General features: G+C 66.8%; 15 protein-coding genes. 9 read left to right on the forward strand and 6 right to left on the reverse strand.

All coding sequences use genetic code 11. From position 1 onward, the window contains the following. Positions 1-3: 3 nt before the first annotated feature. Positions 4-1,071 (reverse strand): ABC transporter permease, encoded by a 1,068-nt coding sequence (locus BLU38_RS19095; RefSeq protein ID WP_157683558.1) that lies wholly within the window; start codon positions 1,069-1,071, stop codon positions 4-6. 35 nt (positions 1,072-1,106) lie between these two features. After that, complete coding sequence (locus tag BLU38_RS19100) at positions 1,107-3,023, reverse strand: ABC transporter substrate-binding protein (RefSeq protein ID WP_157683559.1); 1,917 nt, start codon at positions 3,021-3,023, stop codon at positions 1,107-1,109. A 554-nt stretch (positions 3,024-3,577) separates the two neighbouring features. Here BLU38_RS19100 and BLU38_RS19105 point away from each other — a divergent pair. Next, complete coding sequence (locus BLU38_RS19105) at positions 3,578-4,738, forward strand: THUMP-like domain-containing protein (RefSeq protein WP_091527045.1); 1,161 nt, start codon at positions 3,578-3,580, stop codon at positions 4,736-4,738. A 5-nt stretch (positions 4,739-4,743) separates the two neighbouring features. Here the strand turns inward: BLU38_RS19105 and BLU38_RS19110 are convergent, their stop codons facing one another. Beyond that, complete coding sequence (locus tag BLU38_RS19110) at positions 4,744-6,417, reverse strand: S49 family peptidase (RefSeq protein ID WP_091527046.1); 1,674 nt, start codon at positions 6,415-6,417, stop codon at positions 4,744-4,746. Between the two features lie 61 nt (positions 6,418-6,478). Here BLU38_RS19110 and BLU38_RS19115 point away from each other — a divergent pair, with 61 nt between their 5' ends. After that, positions 6,479-7,069 carry a phosphoglycerate mutase family protein gene (locus BLU38_RS19115; protein ID WP_157683560.1) on the forward strand — a complete coding sequence of 197 codons (591 nt, stop codon included), beginning with the start codon at positions 6,479-6,481 and terminating at the stop codon, positions 7,067-7,069. A gap of 22 nt (positions 7,070-7,091) precedes the next feature. Here the strand turns inward: BLU38_RS19115 and BLU38_RS19120 are convergent, their stop codons facing one another. Next, positions 7,092-7,994, reverse strand: coding sequence for an AraC family transcriptional regulator (locus BLU38_RS19120; RefSeq protein WP_157683561.1), 903 nt, complete (start codon positions 7,992-7,994; stop codon positions 7,092-7,094). A 258-nt stretch (positions 7,995-8,252) separates the two neighbouring features. Here BLU38_RS19120 and groES point away from each other — a divergent pair, with 258 nt between their 5' ends. The 3 genes from groES (at position 8,253) to BLU38_RS19135 (ending at position 11,005) form a co-directional block, all read left to right on the forward strand. Next, the gene (gene groES, locus BLU38_RS19125) at positions 8,253-8,549 is read left to right on the forward strand and encodes a co-chaperone GroES (protein ID WP_091527049.1); all 297 of its coding nucleotides are present in this window, start codon (positions 8,253-8,255) and stop codon (positions 8,547-8,549) included. Between the two features lie 27 nt (positions 8,550-8,576). Beyond that, on the forward strand, positions 8,577-10,181 hold the full coding sequence (groL, locus tag BLU38_RS19130) for a chaperonin GroEL (protein WP_091527050.1): 1,605 nt from the start codon (positions 8,577-8,579) through the stop codon (positions 10,179-10,181). A gap of 299 nt (positions 10,182-10,480) precedes the next feature. Next, positions 10,481-11,005 (forward strand): sigma-70 family RNA polymerase sigma factor, encoded by a 525-nt coding sequence (locus tag BLU38_RS19135; RefSeq protein WP_091527051.1) that lies wholly within the window; start codon positions 10,481-10,483, stop codon positions 11,003-11,005. Positions 11,006-11,099: 94 nt separating this feature from the next. On the opposite strand, the gene BLU38_RS19140 is transcribed toward BLU38_RS19135, so the two are convergent. Beyond that, positions 11,100-11,843: a DUF4352 domain-containing protein gene (locus BLU38_RS19140; RefSeq protein WP_157683562.1), complete on the reverse strand. Its 744-nt coding sequence runs from the start codon at positions 11,841-11,843 to the stop codon at positions 11,100-11,102. Positions 11,844-12,025: 182 nt separating this feature from the next. Between BLU38_RS19140 and BLU38_RS19145 the strand changes: the two genes are divergently transcribed. The 4 genes from BLU38_RS19145 to metX all read left to right on the forward strand — a co-directional run bounded on the left by BLU38_RS19145 (position 12,026) and on the right by metX (position 16,628). Then, complete coding sequence (locus BLU38_RS19145) at positions 12,026-13,300, forward strand: sensor histidine kinase (protein ID WP_091527053.1); 1,275 nt, start codon at positions 12,026-12,028, stop codon at positions 13,298-13,300. A gap of 133 nt (positions 13,301-13,433) precedes the next feature. Beyond that, positions 13,434-14,108 (forward strand): response regulator, encoded by a 675-nt coding sequence (locus BLU38_RS19150; RefSeq protein ID WP_091527054.1) that lies wholly within the window; start codon positions 13,434-13,436, stop codon positions 14,106-14,108. An 88-nt stretch (positions 14,109-14,196) separates the two neighbouring features. Continuing rightward, the gene (locus BLU38_RS19155) at positions 14,197-15,489 is read left to right on the forward strand and encodes a bifunctional o-acetylhomoserine/o-acetylserine sulfhydrylase (protein ID WP_091527055.1); all 1,293 of its coding nucleotides are present in this window, start codon (positions 14,197-14,199) and stop codon (positions 15,487-15,489) included. After that, positions 15,486-16,628: a homoserine O-acetyltransferase MetX gene (metX, locus tag BLU38_RS19160; protein ID WP_091527056.1), complete on the forward strand. Its 1,143-nt coding sequence runs from the start codon at positions 15,486-15,488 to the stop codon at positions 16,626-16,628. Before BLU38_RS19155 ends, metX begins: the two co-directional genes overlap by 4 nt. Positions 16,629-16,710: 82 nt before the next feature. Here metX and uxaC read toward each other — a convergent pair whose 3' ends face one another. Then, positions 16,711-18,117, reverse strand: a complete 1,407-nt coding sequence (gene uxaC / locus BLU38_RS19165) for a glucuronate isomerase (RefSeq protein WP_091532773.1) — start codon at positions 18,115-18,117, stop codon at positions 16,711-16,713. Between the last annotated feature and the right edge of the window lie 37 nt (positions 18,118-18,154).

Consider the following 18,154-nt stretch of genomic DNA (forward strand, 5'->3'; position numbering starts at 1 on the left):
CACCTACGCTTTCGTCGCCACGGTGGGGCCCGTTCCCGGAGCGATCGGCAATGGCCTGACCGGGCGCTTCCTGCGCGACACCGGCTTGACGATCCGTGGATCGATCAACGGGTAGAGCAGATCGACGATCAGGTTGGCGAACACCACTGCCGTGGTGATCAGGATGAAGCATCCCATCATCAGCGAATAGTCGCGGGAGTTGACCGCCGAGATCAGCTTGAAGCCGAGTCCGGGGTAGGAGAAGTACGTCTCGATGAACACCGAGCCGCCGAACATGCCGCCCAGCGCGAGGGCCAGACTCGTCACCATCGGCAGCATGGCGTTCCGTCCGATGTAGGTCTGGGTGACCCGGTGATCGCTGAGTCCGCGGGACTCGGCCGCCCGGACGTAGTCGGCGCCGAGGATGTTGGTCACGCTTCCTTTCATGTTCAACGCCCAGCCGGCGAACGAGGTGATCACGTAGCAGGCGATCGGCAGCGTGGCGTGATAGACCACGCTGGCCATGAAGGGCAGGTTGGGCCCTGGTGTGACGTTGTTGGAGTAGGCGCCGGTGATCGGGAAGATGTGGTGCAGATCGGCCAACAGGTAGATCGCGACGATGGCGATCAGGTAGTGCGGCACCGACGACAGGAACGACACCACGCCGGTGACGATCTTGGACAGCAGCTTGTCCGGATGGGCCGCGATCTGGGTGCCGACCGCGGTCCCGATCGCAAAGCTGATGATCAGCGAGATGCCCACCAGCACCAGGGTCCACGGCAGCGCAGTGGTGATGATGCTGAGCACGCTCTGTCCCGGATTGAGCAGGGACTGCCCGAAGTCGCCGCGGAAGATGTTGCCGACGTAGGTCAGATACTGCTGCCAGATCGGACCGGTCGGCATCACCCCGTAGATCGCCTGCACCTGCTGACGGATCTGGTCCGGACTCACATTGCCCTGCTGTCGCAGCTGGAACTCCAGGAACTCCATCGGATTGCCCGGCATCAAGCGGATCATCCAGAACGACAGTGACACGATCACGAAGATCGTCACCAGGGCCATCAGCACGCGGCGTAGCACGTAACCGAACACGTTCAGCTCCTTACTGTGAAGGGTTTCCGGCCCTGCTACTTCAGTTGGAGGTAGCCTTCCTGCATCCAGATGATCTGCTCGTTGCCGCCGGTCAGCACCGTCCACATCCACTTCTCCGACTGGGGTGGGAACTTGGTGTATCGACTGGTCCCGTAGATCGTGTGGAAGGCGTTGTCGTACAGGCCGATGATCGGCAGTTCCCGGTTGACCCATTGCGCCCAGGCCCAGGTGTATTTCGCCCAGGTCTCCGGCGGTTCCTGCTGGACCTCGCGATTCAGCTCGGCGGCGATGTTCACTGTGCCGATCCCGGGCACGTCGGCTTCCGGGCCGATGCCGATCCCGCACTTGCACGGTCCCTTGCCGCTGTGCGAGATCGGGTAGTTCCAGGACGGCGAGGTGGCCTGACCGAAACCGGCGGCGAAGTCGGCCATCGGCGTCCGCGCCTGACCCCAGTCCATGAAGTCCTGGGTGGCATCGAAGTCACCGCCCTGCGCCTTCACACCCCAGGTGCCGGACTCGACGTTCTGCACCTCGACGTCGATCCCGAACTTCTTCAGGTAGCCCGCGATGATCAGACCGTCCTGTTCGTACTGGGACTGTCCCGCCGGTTCTGCCAGGGTGAACTTGAACTGCTCGCCCTTGGGGGTGAACCACTTGCCGTTCTTCTTGGTGAAGCCGGCCTTGGTCAGCAGCGACGCTGCCTTCTTCTCATCGTGCTCGTAGGGGTTGAGCTTGGCGAACTGTTTTTTGGTGATGTAGTCCTTGGCGTGCTGGTAGTTGATCCCGTCGGGGTATTCCACCGGCGGGCTCTGGACCAGCGTTCCGCCGCCCATGTCACGCTTGGACAGATCCTTGCGGTCGATCACGTGCGCGATCGCCTGCCGGACTTCGAGCAGGTTGAACGGGTAGTGGGAGAAGTTGAGGATCAGGCTCATCTGCTGCACCGGCGTCGGGATCACGCCGTAGTGCGCCACACCCGACTTGTTCAGCCGATCCGCCTGCTGATTGTTGAACGCCGAGTCGGTCTGCTGATCGATGCTGCCGCCGAGGACGGCGCCGAACTCGGTCGCCGTGCTCATCGGGTAGATCTGGAAGTAGGGCGCGCTGATCTTCTTCGCGTCCCAGAAGCCGGACCACTTCTCGTACAACACGCCGCTGACGTTGGCGCTCTTGATGGTGTACGGACCGCTGCCGATCAAGGTCTTCGGGCTGAACTTCACCAGCTTCCCGCTGGCGGCGGCGATCTTCTTGCCCGCTGCGCTGTTGGCTGCCTTGTCGATGCTCTGCGCCGTCGGCTTCAGGATGTTGTAGAGCTTCCAATAGCTCCGCAGCTGGCTGTCGAACCCGTCGGACGGGACGAACTGCCCGAACTGCGCGTCGGAGACCATACTGACCTTGAGCAGCTTCTCCAGCGCATTCTCCGGAACCACCCAGTCCTGCAGCTTCACTGTGACGGTGTGTTCATCGGGAGTCTCCACCGAGGTGATTCCGGCCCAGACCGAGTTGTAGTTGAGACCGGCGATCAGCAGGCTGGTGACGACATCCTTGCTGGTGAAGGGTTTTCCGTCCTGCCACTTCGCCGGATCGCGGAGCTTGAAGGTGACCGCGTGCTTGTCCAGCTTCCAGCTCTCCGCCATCTCCGGGTAGTACGGATTCGCGCCCGGTCGGGGCGATGCGGAGATGATGCCGAGGCCGAGAATGGTGAACCCCAGATACGGCGTCGGCGTGGCGGCGTACGGGTTGTTGCTGATCGAGCTCGCCCAGTTGTGCGCACCGAGCCGGAAGGCCGTCTGGTCGGGGTTGCCCGCCGGCTTGGCGTCCCGGACGGCGCCTCCGGCGGATCCCGCACCACCGCTCTGTCCTGATCCTGCGCCGGGATTGTCCGCACTGCAGGCCTGTGCCAGCACGGTGACCAGCACCATCGAGACGACCAACGCCAGCACGGATCGCACTCGTACGAAGCCTTGAGAGCTGCCTACACGGCAGCGACGGATAGCCCACATCGTCGTGGTTCCTTTCGAAGCTGATCGGCACGAATCGCTACTGCACCGACATCGAATTCCTGGTGATTCCGACCCGTTCGCCCAAGCTCGGATGAATCGTTGCAATCAGATCGATGGACCGACTCTATGGACCGAACCTCCAACTGGTCAACGTTTCCAGCTGGGGAATCTCCAAGGTTGTGGCACTGCCGACGGCGGCCCGGTCGAACGCTTCCGGCGGTCTGCCGACAGCGCGCTCCGAGGTGCCGATCGGCACCGGAGCACACCAAGATCACCGAGGGTCCGGATGGCCTCAGCTCAGCAGACATCGGGCGGACGCGTTGCCGTCGACTGGTCACATATTTGCCAGGGACATCCCGCACCGCCATAGGAGAACTTGCTCACTACATAGAGGATCTGGCTGCGCGGACGTTGATCGGGCGCGTCCCGGTCGTGAACGCCGGGAGGTTCCCTTCGGACGCCGGGCAGATCTTCCCGGCACCAGGGCAGTAGGCTCCGGTGCCATGCTTCCGCTCGGACTGACGGCCGCCGCCCTGGCCGATGCGGAGGCCGAACAGGATCCGGACTCGTTGGCCGCCGCGACACGACTCCGTCGCCGGCACGATCCGGAGATCGCAGCGCTGGCACTCGACCAGGCCGGACTGCGGCGGCGTGCGACCGCGAAGTTCGGTGCCGGTGCCGGATCGCTGTTCTTCACCAGGGACGGTCTGGAGCAGGCCACTCGGCCGAGCGTCGCGGCCCACCATGCGCACCGACTGGCCGACGCCGGAGCGACCCGGGTGTTGGACCTGGGCTGCGGGATCGGCTCCGATGCGATGGCGTTCCTGCGGGCAGGTCTGGACGTCGTCGCGGTGGAGACCGACGAGCGTACCGCCGAGATCGCCGAGGCGAACATCTCGGCTGTCGCCGAGCTGGTCTCGGCGCAGGGCCAGGTGATCATCGGTGATGCCGAGCAGCTGGCGGAGGAGTTGATCAAGGACTCGGACGCCGTCTTCATCGATCCGGCACGCCGCACCGGTGCCGGCCGACTGTGGCGGGTGGAGGACTTCACACCGAGCTGGTCGTTCGTGACCGGCCTGCTGGACGGGAGCCGGCCGGCCGGGGTGAAACTCGGCCCGGCACTGCCGCACCGGGAGATCCCGGACGACGTCGAGGCCGAATGGGTGACCGATCACGGCGAGACCGTCGAGGTGTGCCTGTGGGCGGGCCGGGGGAGTGCGCCGGGAGTCCGAGCCGGCCTGATCATGCCCGATCGTCGGCTGGTCGCCGATCCCCGATCACCGGCCGTGCAACCGGCGGGACGCTATCTCTACGAACCGGACGGGGCGGTGATCCGAGCCGGTGCCATCGGTGCCCTGGCCGACGAACTCGGCGGGTGGCTGCTCGACGACCAGATCGCCTATCTGAGCAGCGATCTGCTGACTCCGACACCGTACGCGGTCGCCTTCGAGATCAGCGAGATCCTGCCCTACAAGGAAAAGGTGCTCCGCCGGTGGGTACGGGACCATGCCGTCGGCCGCTTGGAGATCAAGAAGCGCGGCATCGATGTCGATCCGGCGCAGCTGCGCAAGCGGCTGCGGCCAGCAGGTGCCGATTCGGCGACCATGATCATCAGCCGGACACCGGACGGCACCGTGGTGTTCGTCGCCCGCCGAGCCCTCTGAAAGGCTCAGCGGAACTGCATCCGCCAGGGCAGCGTCAGCACCCCGCTGTGCTGTACGCCGAGGGCGGTACCGATCATCTCCAGCAGGCCCGGGCGTGGGCCACTGATCATGGTGCTGGTCGGTGACTCGGTCGAGTCGGCCGGCTTCAGCCGGGCCAGCATCGGGGAGTGCGGGAACTGTTGGACACGGATGTTCTCGACGTCGGCGCCGACCTTCCGGCAGGCCAGCTCGATAGCGCTGCGCAGCCCGCCGAGATCGTCGACCAAACCGTGCTCGCGGGCGTCGGCACCGGTCCAGACCCGACCACGGGCATGGGATTCCAGGGCTGCGTGATCGAGCCTGCGGTCGGTGGCCGCCTTGTGGGTGAAGTCGTCGTAGACGGCGTCCAGCCACGCCTCAACCCGCTGCCACTCCTGATGTTCGAAGGGACGGTTCGAGGAGAACATGGTGGCTGCCGGCGTCCCGATCGCTTCGCGACTGACGCCGATCTTGGTCAGCGCCTCCTTGATCACCATCTTGCCGCCGAGAACACCGATCGAACCGGTCAGCGTGCTGGGCAGTGCGACGATCCGGTCCGCCGCCATCGACACGAAGTAGCCGCCGGAGGCTGCGAGCCCACCCATCGAGGCGATCACCGGACGGCCGGACTGCTTGACCCGCAGCACTGCGTCCCGGATCGCATCGGAGGCGACGTAGGAGCCGCCGGGGCTGTCCACCCGCAGCACCACGGCCCGGACGGCATCGTCCGCGATCACCGAACGCAGTGCCGCGGTGATCAGATCTGAGCCGGCCTGCGGCCGTTGGCTGGGCAGTTGGTTGCTGCCCCGTCCGGTCACGATGGCACCCTGCACGTCGACGACGGCGATCACCGGCTGGCGCCGCTTGCGCGCCCGGCTGACCGCCTGCTGCGCCAGTGACCGGGAGTAGCGATGGACGAACTGCAGCCGGACCTGCGGCTCGCCGTCGCCGTCCCGGCGTCCATGATCATGACGGATCGCGGCGTAGACGTCGTCGCGGTAGCCGATCCTGTCGATCAGGCCACGCTGCCGGGCGTCCTCGGCGGTCAGCGGCGCGGTCGCCATCGCGGCGGTCACCTGATCCGCTGCCAGCGACCGGGCGGCCGCGGTCGCTGCGCTGACCTGTTCGGTCACCGAGGCGCAGATCCGCCCGGTCATCTCCCGATTGGGTTCGCTGATCTCGGTCGACATGTACATCTCGGCGGCGGTCTTGTACTCCTGCCGCTGGCCGATCTGCGGCTCGATCCCGAGCTTGTCGAAGGTGCCGCGGATCGTCGCGACCTCCAGACCGATCCCTTGCAGGCCGAGCGTTCCACTGGGCTGCATCCAGATCTCGTCGGCGGCGGTCGCCAGATAGTAGGGGACCGTCCCGGTGCCGAGTTCGCCGAAGCTCTCGGTCCAGGCGATCACCTTCTTGCCGGACTCGGCGAAGGAACGCAGCGCCAGCGCGAGTTCCTCCACCTCGGCGATCTTGATCAGCGGTGTCACGTGGACGACGACCGCGGCAACCTTGTCGTCGTCTGCGGCATGCCGCAGACCGGAGATCAGGTGCGCCAGTCGCGGCGTATTGCGTGAACGCAGCGCGGTCAACGGATCCTGTGGTGTGCCGCTCAGCAGGCCGAGACTCAGATCGATTTCCAGCACCAGCGGCAACGCGTCCATATCCCGAATGTACCTGGGCCGGTTCGCCCCGCCGCCGCCCGCCGGGTGCCAGACTGCGCAGATGTCCTTTCTCGAAGTCCGGCGGCACAGTTGGCGTCAGGGGAACGGCGGTTCGCAGTTGTCCCAGCGGGGCGTCGACCGAGCGAGGCAGCTCGGCGAGGGCGCCGGGCCGTACGCCAGGGTGGTGACTTCGGTGCTACCGCGGGCCCGCGAGACCGCGATCGCGATGGGGTTCGCGGTGGATCAGGTGCTGGTCACCCAGCTCGCCGATGAGGCGCTCTACGACCAGGAGAACATCGCCGGCGCGACCGACAGCCGGTGGGAACGGGCCGACCGGCCGCTGCAGGAACTCGCCGACCGGATCGCCGAGCAGCGCGCCGATCAGGGCCCGCGGTTCCGGCTGGCCAGCACCTTGGCCGGCCTGTGGCGTGACTTGATGACCCCGTACGGCGACGGGCCCGAACGGGTGCTGTTCATCGGCCACTCCGGCGATCTGGAGTACGGCCTGGTCGGGGCGCTCCCCGAAGCCGACCACAGCGACTGGGGCGGCAACTTCGGCCCGTTGGAGGGTGCGCTGCTGGAATTCACCGGCGAACCGGCTCGGTTCAGCTCGGCGCAGCTGCTCCGGGTGGACGGCGCGGCGACAGGTTGACCGGAAGGCCGGCGCCGACGGATCAGCCGATCGCGTGCTCGGCGATCAACGTGTTCAGCCAGCTGTTCGGCGGCATCCTGATGATCTTGGTGAAGTCGCCGGTGAGATGGGCCTGATCGGCGTAGCCGTACTCCGCGGCGACTTCGGCGAGCACCGCGCGTCGTCCGGATCCGGCTCCGGCAGCGGCCGCGAGTTGGATCAGCCGTTCGGCGGCGGCGTGCAGCCGGCCCCGGCGCAGCACCCAACCCGGTGACAGACCGAGATACTCACCGAACAGTCGTTGCAGGGTCCGTTCGCTGACTCCGAGCCGCGTGGTCACATCGGTCACCCGGCGGACGGCCGGATCGCCGATCAGTGCACGGACTCCGTGCTGGACCGTGGTCAACCGCTCCGACGGGCCGTCGATCGCGGCGAAGAACGACTCGGCAGCGGTGATCCGATCGGCGTCGGTCGGCGCCGCGGCCAACGCATCCTGCAATTCCCGGCCGGTCGGCCGCAGCGCCGCCGACCACACGGCGTCGGCAGGCTGGCCGTTGCCCGACAGCTCGGTGATCGCGACGTCGGTCAACAGCCGAGCGACGCCGGGTCGGAGCTTGATCCCGAAGGCCCGGTCGGTCCCGGTCAGGGTGCGGGTGAACACACCCCGCGCGACTCCGGTGATGATCAGTTGCCGCGGAGTCGTCGCCGGTCCGCCGCTGCCGACCGACGGCGGATGACGCTCCCAGGTGAGATTGACCGTCGGGTGCGGCAACACGCGGGCGGTCACCGCTCGTCCCGGGGGCAGTTCCCACTCCGAGGTCCAGAACCGGTCGATGCACCACGACAGCCGATCCGACGGCGCGGTCCGGGTGACGCGGTAGGGCAGTCGTCCGGGCAACCCGAGGATGCCCCGCGGCGGACGGTCGGCGAGCCCGGAACTGGTCACGCCACCACTATGCCGCCCGGCGCCGACAGCGACGCACCCCAGCGCTGCTGCCGATCGCGGCAGTCACGGTACGGGCCCGCTCCGGTATGGGGCCGCATCTGGCACTCGCCACAACCGAGTGCTAATCTCGCGTTAGCACTCTCCCATCGAGTGTGCCAGTTGCATGGACAGGACCGGGACGGCACCCGCGACGACGCCTCGGACCGCCTTCAACTCTTGAACAGATAAAAACTCTCACATTGTGAAAGGGGTTTGAACGTGGCAGTCACGATCAAGCCGCTCGAGGATCGCATCCTCGTTGAGCCGCTCGAGGCCGAGCAGACCACCGCTTCGGGCCTGGTCATTCCCGACACCGCCAAGGAGAAGCCGCAGGAGGGCAAGGTGCTCGCCACCGGTCCCGGACGCGTCGACGACAACGGCAATCGGGTCCCGCTCGACGTCGCCGAGAACGATGTCGTGATCTTCAGCAAGTACGGCGGCACCGAGGTCCGGTACGACAACAAGGACCTGCTGCTGCTGAACGCGCGGGACATCCTCGCCGTCGTCAGCAAGTGAATCGATAAGTAGGAGAAGGGACAGCCAATGCCCAAGATCCTCTCTTTCGATGAGGAAGCACGTCAGGCGTTGGAGCGGGGCGTCGACACCCTGGCCAACACCGTCAAGGTGACGCTCGGCCCGAAGGGCCGCTACGTCGTCATCGACAAGAAGTGGGGCGCACCGACCATCACCAACGACGGTGTCACCGTCGCCCGTGAGGTCGAGCTCGACGATCCGTACGAGAACCTCGGCGCGCAGCTGGCCAAGGAAGTCGCCACCAAGACCAACGACATCGCCGGTGACGGCACCACGACGGCAACCGTGCTGGCCCAGGCCATGGTGCACGAGGGCCTGAAGTCGGTCGCCGCCGGCGCCAACCCGATCGCCCTGAAGCGGGGCATCGACGCTGCGGTGGAGAAGATCACCGAGCGGCTCGCGGGCGATGCCCGTGAGGTGCAGACCACCTCCGACATGGCGTCCGTCGCCACTGTCTCGTCGCGCGACGAGGAGATCGGTTCGCTGATCGCCGAGGCGTTCGACAAGGTCGGCAAGGACGGCGTGATCACCGTCGACGAGTCGCAGACCTTCGGGACCGAGCTCGAATTCACCGAGGGCATGCAGTTCGACAAGGGCTACATCAGCCAGTACTTCGTCACTGACGGTGATCGTCAGGAAGCGGTGCTGGAGGATCCCTACATCCTGATCAACCAGGGCAAGATCAGCTCGATGAACGATCTGCTGCCGCTGTTGGAGAAGGTCATCGGTGTCTCCGGCAAGCTGGTGATCATCGCCGAGGACGTCGACGGCGAAGCACTCTCCACGCTGGTGGTCAACAAGATCAAGGGCACCTTCACCTCGGTCGCGGTCAAGGCTCCGGCCTTCGGCGATCGTCGCAAGGCCATGCTCGAGGACATCGCCATCCTCACCGGTGGCACCGTCGTCACTCCTGACGTCGGCCTCAAGCTGGATCAGATCGGCCTGGAGGATCTCGGCCGTGCGCGCCGGATCGTCGTCACCAAGGACGACACCACCATCGTCGACGGAGCCGGCAATGCCGAGGACGTCGCCGGTCGGGTGGCCACCCTGAATGCCGAGATCGAGCGGACCGACTCCGACTGGGATCGCGAGAAGCTGCAGGAGCGGGTGGCCAAGCTCGCCGGCGGCGTCTGCGTGATCAAGGTCGGCGCGGCCACCGAGGTCGAGCTCAAGGAGAAGAAGCACCGGATCGAGGACGCGGTCTCTGCGACCCGCGCCGCGATCGAGGAGGGGATCGTCGCCGGTGGCGGCGCCGCTCTGGTGCACGCCGGTGCGGCGTTGGAGGGCGGCCTCGGGCTGTCGGCCGACGAAGAGCTCGGTGTCGGCATCGTCCGTCGGTCGGTTGCCGAACCGCTGCGCTGGATCGCCGAGAACGGCGGTCAGCAGGGCTACGTGATCACCTCCAAGGTCGCCGAGCTGGGGCCGAACGAGGGCTACAACGCGGCCACCGGCAAGTACGGCGACCTGATCGCCGACGGCGTCATCGACCCGGTCAAGGTGACTCGGTCGGCGCTGGCCAATGCGGCCTCGATCGCCTCGCTGCTGCTCACCACCGAGACCCTGGTGGTGGACAAGCCGGAGGAAGAGGACGAGCCGGCGGGTCACAGCCACTGAGCTGCTGACCGACGGTCATTGATCAACACTGAAGGGCTCCTCCCGATCGGGAGGGGCCCTTCGGCGTCGGCGGGCAGGTCGGCTGGTCGCGATGAACGTCGACGGGACACCGTCGTCAGTTGATCTTGGATCGATCGTTGCCGTATCAAGATCAGAAACATTCCCGACACTCGGCCGTCACCCGTCGACAACCACCGTGATCATCTATAGGTTGAACATCTCACCGGGGGCCAGGAGTACGTTGTCGATCACCTTGGGGGTGAGCGTTGTACGGCGCACCGGTCGGTATCTGTCCGGGAATGGTGCAGCAGGCGCAGGCCGGTGAGCCGGGTGCCGTCGAAGATCTGCTGGCCGAGGTCGAACCCCTGGTCGCGCACTACTGTCGGACTCGGCTCGGAGGATTCTCCGGTGGCCGGGAGAGCGCCGACGACGTGATTCAGGAATCGCTGCTGGCGGTCTACAACGCGCTGCCCCGCTATGTCGATCGCGGTGCACCGTTCGCAGCCTGGGTGTACGGCATCTGCAGCCGCAAGGTGGCCGATGCGCAACGCGGTGCGATGCGGGCGCCGACCCCGGTCGCCGAGCTGCCGGAGACGATCGACACCGCGCCCGGACCGGAGGACCACCTGCTGAACAATTCCGCGATCGATCAACTGCGTGATCTGTTGCAGCATCTGCCCGAACGTACCCGCACAGTGCTGATGATGCGGGCCGAAGGGATCAGCGCGGAGAGCACCGGTGACCGACTCGGACTGTCGGCCGGCAGCGTACGGGTTGCCTATCACCGGGGCCTGAATCGGCTCCGCCAACTGGTGGCGCGTTAACGAGATTCATTGACGTTTCGCTGACACACCACTGGCGGGTGCTCAGATCTGAGCACCCGCCGGTCGACAGCTGTCTGCCGCGCCGAGGATCGCTTCAGAGTTTGATCACGGCCGGTTCGCCGAACAGGTCCGAACTGGCCAGCTCCAGCCGGGCGGCGTCGGCGTCCTCAGGGATGTCGAAGATCAGATCCCCCGACACCTTGTTGCCGGGGTTGATCTCCTCCAGCCAGATGTCGGAGGACTCCGCGTTCCAGATCATCGCCTCGGAGTCGGTGGCGAACTCCCGGTCCTGGCCGTCGTACAGGCTGAAGTCGCTGTCGGTGATCATCACCGGGCTGTCCCCGGCGTTGGTGATGTCGACGGTGACGATGCAGAACTGGCCCTGCGCCCTGGCCTCGGTGTAGTCGCTGCCGACCTTCTTCTTGCCGCAGGACGGTTCGGCGACCGTCAGCCGGAGGTCGCCGGCCCGGACCGTGTCGCCGACCCCGGCCGTCGACGCACTCTTGTCCTTCTGATCAGACTTGTCGGGGTCGGCCTCCTGCGGAGCCGGTTCACCGGTGTCGGTGCCGACGCTGCCGTCGCCGGCGACCACGGCATTGTCGATCGGCGCGGCCGAATCGGAGGAACCGTTGCCGATCGCGCCGATGATCATGATCACGCCGACGATCGCGAGCAGGGTACTGATGATCTTGTGGCGGGCGAACCAGTTCCGCTTCGGCGGTGCGGCAGGCTGGTAGCCGGGCTGTGGGTAGCCGGGTGGCGGGGGACCGGGCTGCTGGTAGCCCTGAGGGCCGGGCTGGTGCTGCTGATCGTGCTGACGCGGCTGCTGATGGACCATGATCACTCCTTGACGAGGGGCAGCCGCTGGATCGGCTGTGACACCAGCAAACCAATGCAGACCCGGTGCCGGCGTCGCCCGAACGGCGCCGATCGAGGTACGACAAAAGTCGTCAGCCCCGATCTCGGACGACTTTCTTTTGTCTGCTGCGCGGACCGAAACGTCGTCGTACGCTCTGCAGCGTGACCAACCAGGTGGCCGGCTCCCGCCGATCTGCAAGCGCCCGTCCGCGGCTCTTCGGCGTCGCTCGCCGTACCGGTCAGGTGTTGGTGACGATCCTGCTGATCACCCTGTGTTGGTTCCTCAGCCTGTGGGCGTTCGTCGCCGAAGGATCGGTGGCGGGTGACCAGCAGGCCTTCGGCGGCGGTTGGCGGATGATCATCGGATTTCCGCTCGCGTTGGGGGCCGGCGTGCTGCTGATCTGGCGAGCCCGGTGGCCGTTCGTCGTCACCCTGGTCGCCGCGATCCCGCCGATCTGTTTCGTCTCCGACTCCGCGGCCACCTTGGTCGCGCTGGGCTGGTTGGCAGCGGCGAACCCACCGCGACTGCGGCTGGTGATCGGAGCTGTGGTCAGCTTTGCTGCCACCTCCCTCGCGCTGTGGTACGACGCCCAGCGGATCGCCGACTTCGCCCCGATGCAGTGGCTGTTCGGTGCCAGCGCCGCACCCGACCACGCGGTGGTGCCGCTGCCGGCGGTGCTGGTGATCGCACTGCTGCTGACCGCGATCCCGCTCGGCATCGGTCTGCTGATCGGTGCCCGGCGTGCGGTCGATCGAGGGGCCGTCCGGCAACAGGAACTGCAGACCGAGGTCACTCGCCGGGAAGAACGCGGACGGATCGCCCGAGAGATGCACGACGTCCTCGGTCACCGGCTGTCGCTGCTCAACCTGCAAGCCGGTGCGCTGGAGGTCAGTGCCGATCCGCAGCAGGCCCCGGAGATGGCGAAGTTGATCAGAGGGACCACCACGGACGCGCTGAGTGATCTTCGTCAGGTGATCGGAGTGCTGCGCGACGAGCCGCCGTCGCGGCCCGATCGTTCCGAACCCGACCGACTCGCACCGAATCGTCCCGGACTGGCCGAACTGCCGCAGCTGATCGAACAGTCCCGACGGGCCGGAGCCGGCATCAACGTCACCGTCCTGCTGGACCAGCCGGCGGCGGCCGCCGCCGATCTCGGCACCGCGGTGTATCGGGTCGTGCAGGAGTCGATCACCAACGCGCTCCGGCATGCGCCGGGGCTACCGTTGGATGTCACGGTCCGCGGCGGTCCGGGCATCGGTGTCACCGTGGAGGCGGCGAACCCGATTGCCGCGTCGAGTGCCGGCCCATCGCCCGGCGCCGGCCGCGGATTGACCGGGATGGCCGAACGGGTGACGGCACTCGGCGGTCGGATCAGCTCCGGCCCGACCGATCAGGGGCGTTTCGTCGTTGCCGCCTGGTTGCCTTGGCAGGAATGAGCAGCCTCGTCGTTCTGAGCAATCCTGGCAGGAATGAGCAGCTCGGGCAGCAATGAGGTGCCGTCCTGGGTTGCCGCTCGCCGGCGGCAGCGAAAACGTGATCGGCCGGAAAATGTCGGCACCGGATCCTACGATGTGCGATGTGGATTCAGACATCCGAGTTGCCGTCATCGACGACGACGCGATGGCGCGGGCGGGGATCTCGATGATCGTTTCGAGCGCGCCCGGCATCGAGGTGGTCGGTCAGGCCGATGACGGCAGCGGAGCGGTTGATCTTGTCGCCCGGCACGCTCCCGACGTCGTGCTGATGGACATCCAGATGCCCGGGATGGACGGACTGCAAGCGACGGCAGCGCTGGCCGCGCTGGCCCGGCCGCCGCGGATCATTATGATCACCAGCTTCAATCTCGACGAGCACGTGTTCGACGCACTGGCCGCCGGTGCCACCGGATTCCTGCTCAAGGAGGCTTCGCCGACCGAGATCGTGGACGCCGTCCGCGTCGTCGCTGCCGGTGAGGCGATGCTGTCGCCACAGGCGACAACACACCTGATCGGTCACTACGTGACCAAGCGTCGCGACCCGCAGCGGCGAGCAGCGAAGACGCGTCTCGGACTGCTCACCGAACGCGAGTGCGAGGTGCTGACCTCGGTCGCCGAGGGCCGCTCCAACAGCGAGATCGCCGGCGCCCTGTTCCTGAGTGAGGCGACGGTGAAGACCCACCTCACCCGGATGTTCACCAAGCTCGACGTCAGTAACCGGGTCCAGTTGGCCATCTTCGCCCACCGCAGCGGCCTGGTCGACTGGTGATCGATCGGACCGCATGATGAGATCGGCCCCGGCCGGGCCGGCGGCATGCCAGGCTGGGAGACCGATCCCTAGCCTTCCGGGAGGATTCATGAGCGAGCAATGGTCGTTCGAGACCAAGCAGATCCACGCCGGCCAGACGGCCGACCCCACCACCGGCGCCCGTGCTCTGCCGATCTACCAGACCACGTCGTACGAGTTCCGTGACACCCAGCATGCCGCGGACCTGTTCGGCCTGGTCGAGCCGGGCAACATCTACACCCGGATCATGAACCCGACCCAGGATGTCGTCGAGCAACGGCTCGCTGCACTGGAAGGAGGTGTCGGGGCATTGCTGGTGGCCTCCGGTCAGGCAGCGACCACCGGTGCGATCACCAACGTCGCCGAGGCCGGCGATCACATCGTCGTGTCGACCTCTCTCTACGGCGGCACCGACAGCCTGTTCCGGCACACCTTCCCGAAGTTGGGCATCGAGGTCAGCTTCGTCGCCGAACCGAACGACCCGCAGCAGTGGCGCGACGCGGCCCGGGACAACACCAAGGCGTTCTTCGCCGAGACGATCGGCAACCCGCGGGGCGACATCCTCGACCTGGAAGCGATCGCTCCGGTGGCGCACGAGGTTGGGGTGCCGTTCATCGTCGACAACACCGTCGCCACGCCGTACCTGTTGAACCCGCTGAAGCACGGCGCGGACACCGTGGTCCACTCGGCCACCAAGTACATCGGCGGCCACGGTACGGCGATCGCCGGCGTGGTGATCGACGGCGGCAGCTTCGACTACGCCGCCCATGCCGACAAATACCCGGGCTTCACCCAGCCCGACGAGAGCTACCACGGTCTGGTCTATGCCGAGGCGCTCGGCCCGGCTGCCTACATCACCAAGCTGCGGGTTCAGTACCTGCGCAACGTCGGTCCGGCGATCGCACCGTTCAACGCATTCCTGCTCGCCCAGGGGCTGGAGACCTTGAGCCTGCGGGTGGAGCGCCATGTCGACAACGCCCAGCGGGTCGCGCAGTGGCTCGCCGAGCGAGAGGACGTCGCGACCGTCGGCTATGCGGCGCTGCCGACCAGCCCGTACCGCGCCCTGGCGGAGAAGTACACGCCGCGTGGTCCCGGCGCGATCGTCACCTTCGAGCTGCCCGGTGGGATCGAGGCCGGACGACGGTTCATCGACGCCCTCACCCTGCACAGCCATGTCGCCAACATCGGCGACGTCCGCTCGCTGGCGATCCATCCGGCGTCGACCACCCACAGCCAGCTGTCGGAGCAGGAACAGGCCGGCAGTGGGGTGACGCCCGGCCTGGTGCGGTTGGCGGTGGGGCTCGAGGGTATCGACGACATCCTGGCCGACCTCGAGGCGGGACTGGCTGCCGCCAAACCGTGACACCGCTGACCCAAGATGATCTTCCTCCCGACGCCGGCGGGTGGCGGGAGGGAGATCCGATCGGACACCGGCGGTTTGCCGCAGTCGGCACGATCCGGCTCGAATCGGGGCAGCAGATCCCCGACGTCCGGATCGGCTACGAGACCTGGGGCACCTTCGACGGCGGCAACGCCGTGCTCATCCTGCACGCGTTGACCGGTGACAGTCACGTCACCGGTCCGGCCGGCCCGGGGCACCCGACCGCCGGCTGGTGGGACGCCGTCGTCGGGCCCGGACGACCGATCGACACCGACCGGTGGTACGTCGTCGCGGCCAACATCCTGGGTGGCTGCCAAGGCAGCACCGGACCGTCATCAGTGGCGCCGGACGGTGCACCGTGGGGCAGCCGATTCCCCGAGCTGACCGTCCGGGATCAGGTCGCGGCCGAGGTCGCGCTGGCCGACGAGCTGTCGATCGACAGCTGGGCCGCCGTCATCGGGGGATCGGCCGGCGGGATGCGCGCGCTGGAGTGGGCGATCGAGCATCCGCAGCGGGTCCAGCGGCTTCTCCTGTTGGCTAGCTCGGCACAGGCCTCGGCCGACCAGATCGCGTTGTCGTCGATCCAACAGGCGGCGATCACCGCCGACCAGCACTTTGCCGGCGGTGACTACTACCTAACCGATCATGCCCCGAACGCCGGGCTGGCCGTCGCCCGCCGGCTCGCCCATTACAGCTATCGCAGCGCGCCCGAGTTCGATCAACGATTCGGTCGTGAGCATCAGCCGAACCGGGACGGAGGGTCGGCGCCGTACAGTGTGACGTCCTATCTGGAACACCATGGGGTGAAGCTGGCGCGACGGTTCGACGCCAACTCCTATCTGGTGCTGACCAGGGCGATGGACAGCCACGACGTCGGACGCGGCCGTGCGGGTGTGCCGGCGGCCCTGGCGCGGATCACTGCCCGTACGGCGGTCGCCGGGATCGACTCAGATCGGCTGTATCCCCTTGCTCAGCAGGAAGAACTGGCCGAGTTGATCCCATCGGCAGGCCCGCTGGCCGTGATCAACTCGATGCACGGCCACGACGGATTCCTGATCGAGTCCGAGCAGGTCGGACGGATCATCTCCGACCTGCTCGGTTCGGTGGTCGCCGGACGGTGATCGTCCGTTCGCACCGACCTGTCGTGATCACCGCAGCGAGGTGACCACCACAGGGTCGGTCATGATCATCAGCTCATGATGATCACCGGGCGTAGCGGTCCAACCGGAACGTGTTCACCGGGATCCGCCCGACCAGACCGGCGGCGATGTCGTGGGCCTCGTCCTCGGCGAGCTGATGGGTGGCGACCAGCTCGGCGAGGAAACCGGCATCGACCCGACGAGACATGTCATGTCGGGCGGGGATCGAGCAGTAGGCACGGGTGTCGTCGATGAATCCCGACGTCTTGCTGAAGCCGGCGCTGTCGATCGCCGCGGCCCGGAAGCGGGCGATCGCCCCCGGGGTGTCGATGAACCACCACGGCGCGCCGACGTACACGCTGGGGTAGAAGCCTGCCAGCGGTGCGATCTCCCGGGAGAACGCGGTCTCGTCGGTGGTGAACAGGACCAGTCGGAACGTCTCGCTGCGGCCGAAGTCGTTCAACAGCCGACGCAAACCGCGGGTGAAGGTGGACGGCCCGGGAAGATCATGACCCGTGTCCGGACCGAAGCGCTGGAACGAGGCGTCGTCGTAGTTGCGGACGACATCGGCGTGCAACTGCATCACCAGGCCGTCCTCGGCAGCCATCGCCGCCAGCTGGTAGAGCATGTTGCGTCGGTAGGCCGCGGCGTCCTCGGCGGTCACGGTGCCGGCGATGCCAGCCTGGTGGATCCGCTCACACTCGGCGTCCGGCAGCGGCTCGGCGTAGGCGTCCGGCATCCCGGAGTCCGACGCTGTCGCACCGCACTCCTTGAAGTAGGCCCGCCGCGCCTTCAGCGCGTCGATCAAGCCGGCATAGCTGCCGGTGTCGATGTCGGCGGCCTGTCCCAGCTCGTCGAGATATCCCTTCCAGCCTGTGACATCGGGCGACATGTACCGGTCCGCCCGGAAGGTCGGGACGACCGCACCGTGGAAGTCGGGATCGGCGGCCAACGTCTTGTGCGCCGCAAGATCAGCGGACGGATCGTCGGTCGTGGCCAGGACCGCGATGTTGAAGCGGTCGAACAGCTCGCGCGGGTGGAATTCGGGCTTGGCCAACTGCTCGGTCAGCTGATCGTAGATCTGGTCGGCGGTCTCCGCGCTCGGCACGTCGGTGATACCGAAGACCTCACTGAGCTCACTCTCGAACCAGTAACGGACGACCGTTCCGGCGAACACATCCCAATGGGAGCAGAACAAACGCCAGATCTCACGCGGGTCGGCGTCGGGGTTCTTCACCCCGAGTTGATCAAGACCGATCCCGTGCGCGTGGATCAGCCGGGTGACGTAGTGATCGGGCGTGATCAACAGTTCGGCCGGGTTGCCGAAGGGGCGGTTATCGGCGATCAGGGCGGCGTCCACGTGGCCGTGCGGCGAATAGATCGGGGCGCCGGCGACCGAGGAGTAGATCGAACGGGCGATCGCTCGTACCCCGGGGTCGGGTGGCAACAGGCGATCGGGGTGCGGTGCCAGCCGGCGTCCCGTGGTCGCGCCGTTGCGGCGACCGGCT

It is taken from the genome of Microlunatus soli (genome assembly GCF_900105385.1).
GTDB classification, from domain to species: domain Bacteria; phylum Actinomycetota; class Actinomycetes; order Propionibacteriales; family Propionibacteriaceae; genus Microlunatus; species Microlunatus soli.

Excerpts from the sequence above, each read along its gene's own strand:
- BLU38_RS19105 (WP_091527045.1), top strand. The coding sequence starts at position 3,578 with ATGCTTCCGCTCGGACTGACGGCCGCCGCCCTGGCCGATGCGGAGGCC.
- BLU38_RS19110 (WP_091527046.1), bottom strand. The coding sequence starts at position 6,417 with ATGGACGCGTTGCCGCTGGTGCTGGAAATCGATCTGAGTCTCGGCCTG.
- BLU38_RS19115 (WP_157683560.1), top strand. The coding sequence starts at position 6,479 with ATGTCCTTTCTCGAAGTCCGGCGGCACAGTTGGCGTCAGGGGAACGGC.
- groL (WP_091527050.1), top strand. The coding sequence starts at position 8,577 with ATGCCCAAGATCCTCTCTTTCGATGAGGAAGCACGTCAGGCGTTGGAG.
- BLU38_RS19135 (WP_091527051.1), top strand. The coding sequence starts at position 10,481 with ATGGTGCAGCAGGCGCAGGCCGGTGAGCCGGGTGCCGTCGAAGATCTG.
- BLU38_RS19140 (WP_157683562.1), bottom strand. The coding sequence starts at position 11,843 with ATGGTCCATCAGCAGCCGCGTCAGCACGATCAGCAGCACCAGCCCGGC.
- BLU38_RS19150 (WP_091527054.1), top strand. The coding sequence starts at position 13,434 with ATGTGCGATGTGGATTCAGACATCCGAGTTGCCGTCATCGACGACGAC.
- BLU38_RS19155 (WP_091527055.1), top strand. The coding sequence starts at position 14,197 with ATGAGCGAGCAATGGTCGTTCGAGACCAAGCAGATCCACGCCGGCCAG.